Genomic DNA, 13,930 nt, shown 5'->3' on the forward strand with positions numbered 1-13,930 from the left:
AAGGTATGGCTTTTTAACAACAATTTTTATTTTCTTGAATCGGCGGACAAGCCACAGTACCATAAGAACAGAATACACAACAATCCCCTTCTTTTGGTTTCAGAACCGTTTTGCAATTCTCACATTCATAAAAGAATTGACAGGCGGTGGTTGGCATTTCTTCAGCCTTTTTGTGGCCGCATTCTGGACAGGTAATCGTAGATTTTAATTGAATCTTCATTATTCTATTATTTTGTACCCCGTGCTTTCTATAGCTTTTCGGATTGTGGGCAAATCGGTTTTGGTCTTGTCAAATTCCACTATGGTATTAGCATTTTCGTAGCTGGCTTTGATAGAAATAATTCCGTCCAATTTATTGACTTCGCTTTCTACGTGTGCCTCACAACCTGCACAGGTCATTCCAGCGACTTCAAAAGTCTGTTTTTTGATATTGGATTGAGAGACATAGACGATATCCTTGGCGGGCTGTGCATAAAATAGATTGGAATAGTACGGGAAGGCCAGCATCAATGCGGCGAATAGTGTTACTATCAATAAGAACCGTTTGGATTGCCAAAACGATGGTTTCGCATCATCTTCACAGGCGCAATCTATTTCTTCCTGTGTTTTCGGTCGTAGTTTCTGGTACCAGGCAAAGACCAAAACAATAATGGTCAAGCCGATAAGATAGGGTCTAAATGGCTCGACCCAAGAGAATGTAGATGCAATTCCGCTTGTTCCAGCAATTAATGCCAAGACAGGGGTTATACAACATATTGATGCTGCAACTGCGGTAAAAATGCCGGTATAGGCCGCGGTATTTGAAGTTTTATTCGGTGCCATAATGTAAACTTTCTAAGCTGTTTTCTTTCTTGCTGAAATTGAATTGAAAATTCCATTCAAAACATTGTCCTCACTCTTTACCAGCGAATAATACAATGTTTGCCCTTCACGTCTCGATGTAATAATTCCCGCATCCTTCATTTTACGGATATGTTGGGATACGGCAGGAACACTCATTTCAAGAATGTCAGCAATATCGCAAGGACACAGTTCATTCTCTATGTTCAATAGAAATAGAATTTTCAGTCGTACCTCGCTTCCCGCAAGAGACAAAATTTTGCTTATTGCTTCTAAGCTACCTGAAGAATTCTCTATGGTTTCCTTACATCTCGATATTTGCTTCTTGTCTGCTTCGTTCCGTGTACAGGTTATTTCCAAGCTCATCTTTTTTGATTTAAAGTGGCCACAAATATATCATTATTATATTATTTAAGCAAATACTTAAATACACTATTGAATAAATTGTTTTTTATAATGTGTAGATAATAAACTTAGGTAATCTAACTTCTAAAGGATTTGTACAGTAAAATAACTTCTGAAACACATTGTAAAACAATGTCCTTCAAGCTCTTCGTTAACTCTAAAAAAATATCTTTCATAATTCTATTGATTTTTGAATGGATAATAATATCGATAGTGCAATGCGTTCAATATTGTTATTATCCAAAATATAGCTGCCTTCATCTTTATTGCTCAAAAAACCCAATTCCAATAGTAATGAGGCGCAATACTCAACAGTTTCCCCAAGTACCTGAAAGTTGGCAAACTTCACACCTCGACTTTCATAAGCAATGGCTTCACAAAGGGCTCGTTCAATTTGATAACCTATAAGAACCGATGCTTTTGAGAATTCCTTTTGTTTTCTTGAAGCATAAACCTCTATACCTCTCGCATCTGGATTATCGGAATGATTGCAATGCAAAGACACAAACAAATCAGCATTCAAGGCTTCGGCCAGCTTTGTTCTGTCTGATAAAGAAATAAGCGTATCACTATACCTGGTCAAATAAATATCCAAAGGCTTATCCATTTCTTTATTCAGCTTTAAAATGGCATTTGCAATGGACAAAACCACATCCTTTTCTTGGATGCCATTTATACCAATTGCACCAGAATCTTTTCCGCCGTGTCCAACGTCAATAACAATTCGTTTTTGAGCATCCGTTTCTTGTCCAAAAATGACACACATTTTTAGAAACAAAATCACAAAACTGACGTTTTTGAGCACTTTTTTCATTTTCAATTTTCGGGTTATCAACAACTTCACTTCAAAAATCCATAGGATTTGATGTCAAATAACAGCAACAGAATTCAATCTATATCAAATAATATTTTATTCACAAATATTTGATTTTCAGTTATTTATATTCAAATATATGTAAATTTCCAATAACGAAAATGAACTAAAAATTTAAACTTTTCCGATATGAAAAAATCACACTATTTAGCATCAATTCTTTCGCTCTTATCCACTTCGCTTTTTGCTCAAATTGGTGGCATTGAAGATTCCGTTAACGATGTAGGCGATACCATCAGGACCATATTTCCAATTTTATTAGGTGTCATCTTCTTGGTAGGCTTCCTTTTTAATGCGGGACACTTCTTTGGCGAAAATGCTGACCTTAAAAAAGGGATTACCAGAGTACTTGTATTTGTTTTGATTGCTGGCGCAGTTGTGGGCATCTTCACATACTTAATAGGAATCGTAGTATAAATGAAACGGTTCGAGGTCTATAAAAACATCAGGAAAAGGGCAGTCATATTTGGGCTGCCAATTTCCCTGTTTGCCTTAATGATGGTTTCCGTTTTGGCTTCGTTGCTCATCATCATCTTCTCTTTCAGCTTTGGGATAATAATAGGTGTATTGGTCTTCAATGCTTCCCTATATGTGGCTTTGACAAGAATAACCCACAATCCGCAACTATTCCAAATGGCTAAGGCTTTTCCAAAAATTATCAGTAACAAAAGAAATTCAGGCTTCGATTATGAACAAGATTAACCTTTCGGCATATCAACCCATCGTAGATATTCAGGACAATATCGTATTTGCCAACAACGGCAATGTTATTCTGTGCTACAAAGGTAATCTACCAGAAATCTATTCCTTATCTGAAAGGGATTTTGAGGATATGCACGGTGCTTGGTTTCAAGCTTTGAAGTCATTGCCTGTCGGAACCGTTGTTCACAAACAAGATATCTACCTGAAGAAATCTTATACTTCAGAACAACTTCCGAATTCCACCTTTTTGGAAAAAGCTACCCACGAGCATTTTAAAGGTCGTGGACATATCGAGCACAGCTGCTATCTGTTCTTCATCTTGACTAAAAATAAGGCGCTCAACAATCCTAAATATGTCAACCCTTTCAGAAAAGTTTCAAAAGGTATCGTACAGGAACTGGATGATAACATAAAGAGCTTCGCAAACTCAGTAAGTGATTCGGTTTCCTTTATCAACAATAGCCGAAAGATGGATTTTGTTTCGCTTAAAGCGGAAGAAATACAACAACTGACTAATTCCTATTTCAACGGCTTTAATGAAGGCTATGATACTGATATTTTACTGGATAAGACAAACGTCAATATTGGCGAAAACCATTTTGATGCCCTTGCCATCAATAGTGAACTGTGCTTTGGCGAAAGTGTACAGAGTAGCAAAACCAATGAGAAATTCACTTCAGACGATTTTGTGTTTCATCAAGGGTTTATTGATGGCATAGGGCTTACGCTTAACGAAAATCATATTGTTAATCAAATTTTGTATTTAGATGACAAACAGAAGTGGCGCAAGCTATTGGATAAGAAAATTGAAGAACTGAACAAAAGTTCAAATTTTGGTTCGCAGAATAAAGTAGTGCTTGGCAAAATCCAGCACATTCTCGACCAAATCAATGCCGATGATAATGCCCGAATTATTCGTGGTCATCTCAATATTGTCTATTGGGCAAAGGAAGCTAAAGAGCTCGATAAAATAACCTCAAAAATCAAAACAGAATTTAAGGAATTGGATATCATCCCGTATTATCCAAGAGGCGAAGAACGTAAGAATTATATCCTAAATAGTTACTGCTGTTTCTCTTCCAATTTCTCAAACAACGATTTATATGTAACCGATTTAAAACACGCGCTCTGTCTGTTTATAAATAACACCAATTACAAAAGTGATAACACCGGAATCATCTTTAATGACCGTGAGCATAACATTCCTGTTTTAAAGGATGTTTGGGATGAAAAGAAGAGACGCATCAAGGCAAGAAACTTCGCCATTTTTGCGCCAACAGGCGAGGGCAAGTCTTTTTTGGCCAATAACATATTGCGCCAATATTTTGAGAACGGCGTTCGCTTGGTCATCATAGACCTCGGTGGATCCTACACCAAATTTGCCAAACTCTATCCTGAAAAATACACCGTGCTTCGCTACGAAAGTGGAAAAAACTTAGGTATCAATCCATTTTATATAAGTGATACTAATGACCTCACACCTGAACGACTGGAAGACCTATCCGTCTTTTTGTTTGAGTTATTTGCTTCGGATTTAAAAGTGACCAAAGCACAATCAGTATCGGTCAAAAAAATACTGCGCCATTATTACGATAGCACTTCAGAAAATCACTCGTTGGATGGTTTTTACAGTTTTATAGAAAGGAATCAGAAAGACCTTCTGGACACCCTAAAAATCCATCCCGACTACTTCAATGTCACGAGCTTTTTGCACGTAATGTCCGAATATGTCGGCGATGGTCTATATAGTTTTCTGTTTGAAGTAAGCGAGGACCAGACTTACAAAATCGAGGACAAACGTTTGATAGTTTTTGAACTGGATGAAGTAAAGGACAACAAGGAAATCCTGTCCGTGATGCTCAAGCTCATTAAGTCCGCAATCCAAAGAACGATTTGGAAAAACAGAGCTGAAAAGGGTATCATCCTATTTGATGAGTTTGCCAAACAACTAAAGTTTGAAAACGTACTGGAAAGTGTAGAATTCTACTATCAAGCCATCCGTAAACAAAATGGTGCGATTGGGATTATTCTGCAATCCATAAATCAGCTTCCGAACAATTCAACTTCTGCGAGTATTCTCGAAAACACGCAAGTCATTTATAGTCTGAACAATGAAAAAGGATATGATGAACTGGTCAAAAGGCTCAACTTATCCAGCCACGACCTTAACCAACTGAAATCAATCAAAAACAATCTTTCCGGTCCACGCAAGTACACCGAAATGTTTATTAAGATAGGTAGAGAAAGCAACATTTTCCGTCTCGAAGTTCCGAAGGAAGTATATGCAGCTTACTTGACCGATGGACAGGAAAATGAAGAAATAATGAAGCTCTACAACGAGCATCACGATATGCAAAAAGCAATAATTCAATTCACATCTAAAACATAATATTATGAAATCGAAGATTCACGAATACCAAAACAGTTTTTTTACAATGAGTAAAACAAAAATTAAAATTTTAGTAATGACTGTAGCCCTGACCTTGTTTATGTCAGGTAATGCTACCGCACAAGGAATGCCCACTTATGACAACACCAATTTTATCAGTTTGGTAAAACAACTTATAGAATCAGGTAAACAGACAGCTCAGATGATTAAGTCTGTAAAATTCCTAAAAGATGCAAAAGAGGCAATAGAGAAAGTATCAAGCGTTGTTGAGCAACTGAGAGCAGTTGAGGAAATTGGACAGAATAATCAGCGTCTTATCAACGTAATGCAAAATGATTTGCAGGATATTTTGAATTCGCCCTACATCAAACCCGATGAAGTTTCAAGGGTTGTGGAATCTTTCGATGCCATAGTTCAAAATTCATTGGACACGGTAGATTTTATCGATGAAGTCCTATCCAGCGATTACCTAAAAATGAGCGATGCCGAACGTGCTGAAATTCTTAAAGCAAAAGAGAAGGAATCCAAACAAATGGTTTCCAACATCACTACAAAAACAAAACGCTATCGTGATATTATTTCCTTCAGAAAAATGCAGGATAAAGTCAATAACCGAGAAACCGAATACTAAAAATGACGGCGACCATTCTCTTAGGAATTGGGCTGGAATATATAGATACCGTTTTCCAGACCATACAGGCCAGCGACTTTTCGCAATATACGATTGCGGGAATGAAAACGCTCGCTGTCCTGTTCTTTCTGGTCAACATTCTCAAAAAATACAATGAAGGCATTGCAGATAAGGATGGTTACACTTGGGGATTGAGTCCAGGCGAACTTGCCAAGAATTTTGCCATTGTCATTTTGGTCATATTCTCGACACAGGTGTTAGGCTTTTTCGATGGAATCTTGGTGGCTATTGAAGGACAATATCGTGGCACAGCACCTGCTTTATTGCCTTTACAGATGCAAGATATTCCCATTGAAGAGGACGTTAGCATAATAGAGGTTGCCCAAGCTGCTATGACACTATTGTATGAAGCCTTGGTCACACCGCTTTACGGATTCAAAATATTTGCATTCATCATTAGCCTGTTCCTCTGGATATTGGATTTGTTCATCTACCCCTTATTCTTGGCAGAACGGTTTTTTCTACTCGGAATAATGCAAACTTTTTTTCCCTTGGTCATTAGCCTTGCAGTCTTTGAAAAGTTCCGTTCGTTAGCTTATACGTTCTTCAAATTATATGCAGCCGTGTATATGCTCGTTCCAGCGTTCTTTTTGGTCAATGTATTTATCAATGCCATTTATACGGAAATCAACACCAATTTTTGGGTCAACCTTTTTGGAACCGATACAGGTCAAGGCTTTTTTGCGCCTGTTGTTCAGTTAGGTTCGGTTGGATTTATCGTTTTCTTGAAATTCAAACTGTATAAACGTGCCACGTCATTCACTCTCAGACTATTTACTGCCTAAGGCAGATTAAAAACAAAAATATGAAAACACCATACAAGAATATTTACAACGTCTTAAAGCTGAATCGATTTATCGTTTTGGCGGTTGTTGTGTGTGCGTTGCTGTCCAGTACATTTTCAGTTTGGATGGTATTCAACACCAATCAAAAAGCGCTCAATAGCGCCTTTGCCATCAATACCGATGGCAGTATCATTCCGCTGAAGCTCGTGACCCAAAAGGAAAATTTTAGGGTTGAAGCTTTAGCACATTTGGATCTGTTCCATAACTACTTCTATAACATCGATGCCAGCAATTACGAACGGAACTTGGAAAAGGCGTTGTGGTTGGGCAATAGTTCCGTGGACAATCTCTACCGCCAGAAAAAAGCCGATGGTGTCTATAACCGATTGTTGCAATATTCATTGGTTCAAAAAGTACTGAGCATCGATTCAAGAATATCTGAAAATGATGGTTCGTATGGTTTTACGACGACTACCATTTTTGAAATCAATAGAGGTTCAATAATCGACACCTACGAGCTGGTTTCTACCGGAAACTTGATTATGGTTGACCGAAACTTTCCCAACAATCCACACGGACTTTTGATTACCAACTATTTCGAAAACACCTTAAAGAAAATATCAGATGAAAACTGAGCCGACCTGCCTACCGTCAGGCAGGTAATCGGCACTTAAAAACTCACTCTTATGAAAGTAGAAAAAAACAAGATTGTATTTGCAGCGGTATTGGCCGTGATTTTCATATTCCTTATTTCCTATTCGGTAATGGTAATGGGCGATGATGAAAGTGAAACGGAAAACCTTAAACAGACATTAGTTCCCGATTTGGAAAAAGACCAAAAAGAGTATGATTCCAAACTGGATGCAATTAACGACTTGAAAAAAGTACGTGAAAACAATGCACCCAGCATCTATGATGAAAAGCTGATTGATTCCTTGGGATTTTACGACCCAGATTTACCAGAACGGGAAAAAGAACGTATCGTAGATAGTATCTATGAAGCTGGCAAAATTCAATATTCCGAAAAGCGATACCAAAATTTGGGACAGAAAAGAACTGCTCGCAAAGTGGTATCAACAATAGATTCTGCTGAAGTAAAGCGGGAACAAAAAATCCAAGCTAAAGAACTGGGCTTGGAACATCAGTTGTTCTTCGCTGCTGCACCGAAACCCAATGAAATTTCAATAATCGGAAATACAGATGAAACTATTTACGTAGTTGTGGATGGCGACCAAGTCGTAAAAGCGAATACCAGATTGCGAATGCGCCTGACCAAAGCTGCTACCATCAATGGTAAGCTGATGCTCAAGAATACACCTGTGTTTGGATTTATCAGCTTTCAGCCTAATCGGGCTTTAATTGAAATTGAAAACATAAAGCACCATCCCACAAAACTCAAAGCTTTTGATTTGTCTGATGGTAGTGAAGGCATCTACGTAGAGAACAATTTTCGGGCAGAAGCCACCACCGAAGTCTTGGACGATATTATTGGCGATATCAACATACCCACAGTACCGCAAGTAGGTGGTGTTACAAAAGTGTTAAGGCGAAGCAACCGAAACGTGAAAGTTACGGTATTGAACAATTACAGATTAATTCTAAAACCTAAATTATGAGAACATTTATCCTAATATTGGCGGTGTTGATTTCCGCTTCCGCGAAAGCACAACAGCAACCCATACCACTCGACACTATTTATGCAAACGATACCAAAAACGTTGCGCTATTTTTTCCTGAGCCAATCCGTCAAGGCATAACTGGTTCAGACAATTTTGTTTTTACATACAACCGTGAAAAAGAACAGTATTTTGGGCTTCTTCAAGCAACACCTGGGAAGGAAAGTAATTTGCTGGTAGTCAATAGAAATGGTTCAATTTTTTCGTATATTGTAAGGTATAAAAAACAGCTTTCTAAGCTCAATTATTTCATTCCGCTATCCAATAGTATCGGTAATGAAAAGCCGTTTGTAAAGGATTCGGTTCTTGTTGAATCTTCTGAAGAACTTGTAGATAACAGCACCTATTATTACCAGAAATTCTGCTCATATCTTCTCAATAGAAAACAGCGCATAGCGCGAATCAAGAAACGAAACGAAGGTATTATCTTGACCGTAGAGAACATTGTTTTTGATAAGGATGAACTCTATTTCGTTATCGAGATTGAAAATAATTCTACGTTGGATTACGATTTGAATTTCTTGAACCTGTCTATTGAAACGAGACAAAAAGGGAAAAGAAAATCATTGCAACGACTGTATCAAGAACCGATATATAAACATAGTCTGCCGTCCAAGATTAAGGAAAATGAAATGGCTCGATTTGTTTATGTGTTGCCCAAATTTTCATTATCCGATGACCGTAGGGCAATTTTGGAATTGAATGAAAAAGATGGCGAACGGAACATAGAAATGAAACTATCGCATAGATATATCAATAACCCAAATTAATACTGTTATGAAAAGATTAGTCATTTGCTCGCTTGTATTGTTGTTCCTTTCTTGTTCAGAAAGCACAACAAAATCCCCTTCTGAAACTGCCAAAGTTGTTGCGTCAAGCTTTTTCTCAAAAGATGAATCAGCTTTAAAAAAGCATACCACTTCTGAAGGCTATGCCAGTTTGATTACCTTACAGAATATGATGCCAGATTCTGATAAAGATATCAAGGTAGAAATTTTAGACGAAGCTGTTGATGGCGAAATTGCCTGGGTAAAATACAGCACGACCTATGATGGAAAAACAGGCATTTTTAAACTGACTAAGGAAAACGGTCAATGGAAAGTGACCAGTAAAGGTCCGAGGGAAAAAGGGCCTTTTTAAAAGATTTTTCTTAATTTTTATCGAGATTGATTTCCCAATAACCTCGTGTATCGCCTTGACGCGTTAAAAAGCCTTTATTTTTGATAGCTGTAATATGCTTACCAACAGCAGATTCATTAATACCCAAAGCTTCAGCTATTTCATTATAGGTTATGGAAGGATTAGCCGCAATAAGTTTAAGAACTTCTTTTTGTCTTTTAGTTAGAGCTTCAGTCGCATCAATTACACCACCTATTACACCACCTATTACACCACCTTTTTGACCACCCATTAGACCACCTATTTGACCACCTATTTGACCACCTTCTTCAACAGCAGTTTCTTTAGCGTTAAAAGTCATTCTAAGGAAGTTATCTGAAAAGCCAAAACTCTCTTTGCCATAGTGTTCCAAAATACGAGGGATGCCAGAACCCAATTGTTCCACGAGTTCCAAATCCTTAAAAATCCGCATCAGTTCTTTGTTACGTGGAACTGAAAAGCCCTCGAAAAATTCCTGTTTGCTCAATCCTTCCGGAAGACCGCCTGCCGATGTGATTTCAATTCTATCAGCAAAGATTTCAAACTTTGGGGTAATCTCATTGGTATAATCATTATGTACAAAGGCATTGATGATGGCCTCGCGCAATGCGATGGGATTCCAAAGGCTGGCTTGTTGTCTTTCTTTGGCCGTTATTTTTGTGTTGGTTCGGTTCTCTACGGCAATTTTATCAATGACTTGTTTTGTCGCTTTTACTAAGCATTCGTGACCATATTCGTTGCTTTCTATCAAGTCTGTTCGGGTTTTGCCCGAATACTTGGCTACTTTAATTGAAGTGTTATTCTTATCTGCCAAGAGATAGCCGGCATAATTGAATGCGCCGTTTTCGGTCAATAGTTCCAAGTTCTTTGCAAAAGCTTTACCAAGGGTATGACCCGATTCCTCGTAGTAGATTTTCAACTGGCTAAAGCTTAAATCTTGACGACCCGCTTTAATTTTGCTGATGGAATTTCGGGTGCGCTTGGCAAAGAGCTCGTCAATCATTTTTTGTGGCATCGGTTCAGCTGCTGAACCTAAGCGAATAAAACAACCCTTTTCACTCATCCCATATTTTTTGAGATGATAGGGTTTTTCAGGACCGCTCGCCACAATAACTTTCAGGATGTTTTTACCATCTCGTTCCTCACTCACAATATCAAACAAACCCAAAGCTGAAGGACGGATATTGTTCTTCAATCTATCCTTAATCTTCAATTGGTCGCCATCCGCATCAGCCAGACCGTAAGTGTTCCCTTCCTTATCAATACCGATATAGATAATGCCGCCTTCACGATAGTTCAAAAAAGCAATGACCTCTTTTTCAAGTCCATCGGACAGTTCTCGTTTGTATTCTATGCGGTTTGTTTCGGTCATTATTTAATTAAAATCGGACAGTAAAGATAATGATATTAAATTGTGGGAATAGATATAAACGGTTACAATAAGATTACAGTTATACCGAATGCAGGAAAATGTTTGTTAAAACTAAACTGCTTTGAAATGTTAAAATCCTGAATATGTTAATTACCTTTGGTGGTTGTAAAAACTATATTTTATGGATAAAGGCGCAAAATTTTATAGATGTGATTTTCAAGTACACAGTCCAAGAGATATTAATTGGACAGGTGTTCGTTTTGGTGTAAACGCTGAACAAATAGCAAATTTATCAGAAGCTGAAAAGCAACAAATCGACGAGAATCGCGAACAATTTTGCAAGGAATACTTAGATAAAATCAGTAGTGCTGGAATCAATGCTATCGCAATGACTGACCATCACGATGTGGTCTTCGTCCAGCATTTGAGAAAAGTCGCCAAAGAGCAGAACGAAATACACGAATTAATGGGCGAACCAGAAAAAATTGTAACAGTATTTCCGGGTATTGAACTTAGTCTTTCCAATCCAGCCAGTCAGGTCATAATTATTTTTGATGCTGATTTCGAAGATGCACGTCTTAATTCTGTTCTCAATTTTCTCGGTATTCAGGCTACAGACAAATATGATAAACAGACAGTTCAAACTCAAAGAATTTCTCAAGAAGTCATCAGCAACCTTTCCCAGCTTCACAAAATCTTGGATGAAGTAAATTATTGTAAAGGTAGGTATATCGTTCTTCCAAATGTTGGTAAAGGTGGTCAGCATTCAATCATACGCCAAGGTTTCCAAGAGCATTATATTAAAATGCCCTGTGTTGGCGGTTATGTCGATAAAGAAATATCGTCTGAATCTGGATATCAAAATAAAATTAATGGTGGTGATGTAAATTATGGTAATAAAAGTATAGGTCTTGTATCCACATCTGATAATAGGTATGAAGATGGACGTGAGTTTGGAAAATATTCTACTTGGGTAAAATGGGCAGAACCTACTGCAGAGGCAATTAGACAGGCGTGTTTAGCCAAGGAATCCAGAATATCCCAAGCCGAACCAGAAATGCCACAAATATTTATTGAAGCAATCGATGTTACAAACTCAAAATTTTTGGGAAGTTTTAATATTAGATTCAATCGTCAATATAATGCATTTATAGGTGGAAGAGGAACGGGCAAGTCAACCATATTGGAATACATCAGATGGGGACTATGCGACCAAACCGTAAAAATTGGCAACTACCAAGAGCTGGATATCATTCAGAATCGTCGAGATACTCTGATAAAGAAAACCTTAACCGCTGTTAGCGGTGAGGTAAGAATAACAATGGTCAAAAATGATGTACGGCATATCGTTAAAAGAAATTCTTCAAGCAGGGAAATACTTTTGAAGATTGGGGATGGGGAATTTCAAAAAGTTAGTGAAGAGGATATCCGTAAGGTACTGCCCATCCAATCATACAGTCAGAAACAACTAAGTGATGTAGGTGTTAAGACTGAAGAACTTAAACGATTCATAGAGCAACCTATAAAAAGCAGCTTAGAGCGTATCTCATATAAGTTAGATGAAACAAATCTTAAATTAAAAAATGCTTATAACCAACTGGTGCGCAAGAAAAAGGTACAGAACGAGATTGCCAATTTTAATATTGAAGGTAGTTCTATTAAAGGACAGGTTAAGGGTATTCGTGAATCCTTAAAAGGTATTTCGGAAGACGACCAAAAAACGATTGATAAAAAATCAAAATTTGAGTTAGAAAAGACAATTATAGAAAATACTGAATCTGAACTGACCCTTTTTGATTCCAAAACAGATGAACTTCTTGAACTATTGAAGTTGTACCCAGAACCTATTGAGCCTTTCCTTGAAGATGTCGAAAACAAGGAATTAATAGCTAAACTTGATACCGAAATCAATTCAAAATTCAAGAACATCAACGATGCTGTTCAAAAATTAAAGGATGTCTTTAGTGAAAGTGGATTGAAGGCATACAATGAAATTATTGAAGAATGGGAAAAAAAGGAAGCCGCATTCAATTCTGAATATGAGGCAGCCAAGGGCAAATCTCAATCAAGTCAAGAGCAATTATCAAACATAAAAAAGCTGGAAGACCGTCTGGCTGAAATCAATAGTTTAGTTGCCGAAAGAAAATCTGTTATTAAAAAGCTTGGAAATCCTGAAGTTGATTATAACATCCATAATGAAGAATGGAAAAACTTACACATTGAAAAAGTCGGTGTCTTGAACGACCAAGCAACAAATTTTACGGATTTGTCAAACAACCTTATAAAAGCAATAGTCACTAAGAACATCAATCTTGCAAATTTCAAAGAAAAATTTCGTTCTATTCTTGAAGGAACAAGAATTAGGGAAGAACGAATAGATGCATTGTTGGAAAATATTCGCAGTAAAGCAGACCCTATTACCCAATTTATAGCTGTTTCAGAAGAACTACGACTATTGGCTGAATTCAAGCTGGATGAAGATAATCCAGAAGATTTACCTGCAACACCAATTTTGGATTCAGCAGGATTTTCTGAAGACCATAAGCTAAAAATTCAATCCAAAATTTCTACTGATGATTGGTTGCAATTAACAGCAACGGAATTGGAATTCAATCCAGAATTCTTTTATACAACAAATAATGAGCTTGGGGACGAAATTCCTTTTCGAGATGCATCTGCTGGACAACAAGCTACTGCACTTCTTACAGTTCTACTTAATCAACCAGGAATACCTTTATTGATAGACCAGCCAGAGGATGACATTGATAACCGAGCGATTGATGCAATAATCAAAAACATTTGGAATGCTAAAAAGAAAAGACAGTTGATTTTCACAAGCCATAACGCCAACTTAGTTGTAAATGGTGACGCTGAATTAGTAATATGCTGTGATTATAAAGATGCAAGCTCGCAAACCAGAGGTGTTATAAAAGCTGAAGGCGCAATTGATAGGAAAAAAATAAAAAACGAAATTACTTCAGTAATGGAAGGTGGTGAAAAGGCATTTAGACTTAGAAAGGATAAATACGGCTTTTAAT

Annotated in this window: 15 protein-coding genes; 9 read left to right on the top strand and 6 right to left on the bottom strand. The window is 37.4% G+C overall.

Features of this window, described 5'->3' with window-relative positions:
* Positions 1 to 13 precede the first annotated feature (13 nt).
* The 4 genes from CLV82_RS01475 to CLV82_RS01490 all read right to left on the bottom strand — a co-directional run bounded on the left by CLV82_RS01475 (position 14) and on the right by CLV82_RS01490 (position 2,059).
* Positions 14 to 220, bottom strand: a complete 207-nt coding sequence (locus CLV82_RS01475) for a GDCCVxC domain-containing (seleno)protein (protein WP_008610941.1) — start codon at positions 218 to 220, stop codon at positions 14 to 16.
* A complete protein-coding gene (gene merTP / locus CLV82_RS01480) occupies positions 220 to 822 on the bottom strand; it encodes a mercuric transport protein MerTP (RefSeq protein WP_008610940.1) in 603 nt (200 codons plus the stop codon). Before merTP ends, CLV82_RS01475 begins: the two co-directional genes overlap by 1 nt.
* A gap of 12 nt (positions 823 to 834) precedes the next feature.
* Complete coding sequence (locus CLV82_RS01485) at positions 835 to 1,206, bottom strand: ArsR/SmtB family transcription factor (protein ID WP_008610939.1); 372 nt, start codon at positions 1,204 to 1,206, stop codon at positions 835 to 837.
* 211 nt (positions 1,207 to 1,417) lie between these two features.
* Positions 1,418 to 2,059, bottom strand: coding sequence for an N-acetylmuramoyl-L-alanine amidase family protein (locus tag CLV82_RS01490; protein WP_133642533.1), 642 nt, complete (start codon positions 2,057 to 2,059; stop codon positions 1,418 to 1,420).
* Between the two features lie 189 nt (positions 2,060 to 2,248).
* On the opposite strand from CLV82_RS01490, the gene CLV82_RS01495 reads away from it, so the two are divergent.
* Positions 2,249 to 2,536, top strand: coding sequence for a hypothetical protein (locus tag CLV82_RS01495; protein ID WP_008610937.1), 288 nt, complete (start codon positions 2,249 to 2,251; stop codon positions 2,534 to 2,536).
* 17 nt (positions 2,537 to 2,553) lie between these two features.
* Here the strand turns inward: CLV82_RS01495 and CLV82_RS14680 are convergent, their stop codons facing one another.
* Positions 2,554 to 2,697, bottom strand: a complete 144-nt coding sequence (locus CLV82_RS14680) for a hypothetical protein (RefSeq protein WP_166636653.1) — start codon at positions 2,695 to 2,697, stop codon at positions 2,554 to 2,556.
* A 110-nt stretch (positions 2,698 to 2,807) separates the two neighbouring features.
* Between CLV82_RS14680 and CLV82_RS01505 the strand changes: the two genes are divergently transcribed.
* From CLV82_RS01505 to CLV82_RS01535, 7 genes are all read left to right on the top strand, one after another.
* The gene (locus CLV82_RS01505) at positions 2,808 to 5,210 is read left to right on the top strand and encodes a TraG family conjugative transposon ATPase (RefSeq protein ID WP_133642535.1); all 2,403 of its coding nucleotides are present in this window, start codon (positions 2,808 to 2,810) and stop codon (positions 5,208 to 5,210) included.
* Positions 5,211 to 5,286: 76 nt separating this feature from the next.
* Positions 5,287 to 5,841: a conjugal transfer protein gene (locus CLV82_RS01510; RefSeq protein ID WP_445227710.1), complete on the top strand. Its 555-nt coding sequence runs from the start codon at positions 5,287 to 5,289 to the stop codon at positions 5,839 to 5,841.
* Between the two features lie 2 nt (positions 5,842 to 5,843).
* Positions 5,844 to 6,686, top strand: coding sequence for a hypothetical protein (locus CLV82_RS01515; RefSeq protein ID WP_133642537.1), 843 nt, complete (start codon positions 5,844 to 5,846; stop codon positions 6,684 to 6,686).
* Between the two features lie 20 nt (positions 6,687 to 6,706).
* Positions 6,707 to 7,321, top strand: a complete 615-nt coding sequence (locus tag CLV82_RS01520) for a conjugal transfer protein TraK (RefSeq protein WP_133642538.1) — start codon at positions 6,707 to 6,709, stop codon at positions 7,319 to 7,321.
* Between the two features lie 51 nt (positions 7,322 to 7,372).
* Positions 7,373 to 8,302, top strand: a complete 930-nt coding sequence (traM, locus tag CLV82_RS01525) for a conjugative transposon protein TraM (protein WP_133642539.1) — start codon at positions 7,373 to 7,375, stop codon at positions 8,300 to 8,302.
* Positions 8,299 to 9,132 carry a DUF4138 domain-containing protein gene (locus tag CLV82_RS01530; protein ID WP_133642540.1) on the top strand — a complete coding sequence of 278 codons (834 nt, stop codon included), beginning with the start codon at positions 8,299 to 8,301 and terminating at the stop codon, positions 9,130 to 9,132. The genes traM and CLV82_RS01530 overlap by 4 nt, the downstream gene beginning before the upstream one ends.
* Before the next feature lie 7 nt (positions 9,133 to 9,139).
* On the top strand, positions 9,140 to 9,502 hold the full coding sequence (locus CLV82_RS01535) for a hypothetical protein (protein ID WP_133642541.1): 363 nt from the start codon (positions 9,140 to 9,142) through the stop codon (positions 9,500 to 9,502).
* 10 nt (positions 9,503 to 9,512) lie between these two features.
* Here the strand turns inward: CLV82_RS01535 and CLV82_RS01540 are convergent, their stop codons facing one another.
* Complete coding sequence (locus CLV82_RS01540) at positions 9,513 to 10,892, bottom strand: RNA-binding domain-containing protein (protein ID WP_133642542.1); 1,380 nt, start codon at positions 10,890 to 10,892, stop codon at positions 9,513 to 9,515.
* A 181-nt stretch (positions 10,893 to 11,073) separates the two neighbouring features.
* On the opposite strand from CLV82_RS01540, the gene CLV82_RS01545 reads away from it, so the two are divergent.
* The gene (locus CLV82_RS01545; RefSeq protein ID WP_133642543.1) at positions 11,074 to 13,929 is read left to right on the top strand and encodes a TrlF family AAA-like ATPase; all 2,856 of its coding nucleotides are present in this window, start codon (positions 11,074 to 11,076) and stop codon (positions 13,927 to 13,929) included.
* The last annotated feature ends 1 nt before the right edge of the window (position 13,930 follow it).

Source organism: Zeaxanthinibacter enoshimensis, from assembly GCF_004362865.1.
GTDB classification, from domain to species: domain Bacteria; phylum Bacteroidota; class Bacteroidia; order Flavobacteriales; family Flavobacteriaceae; genus Zeaxanthinibacter; species Zeaxanthinibacter enoshimensis.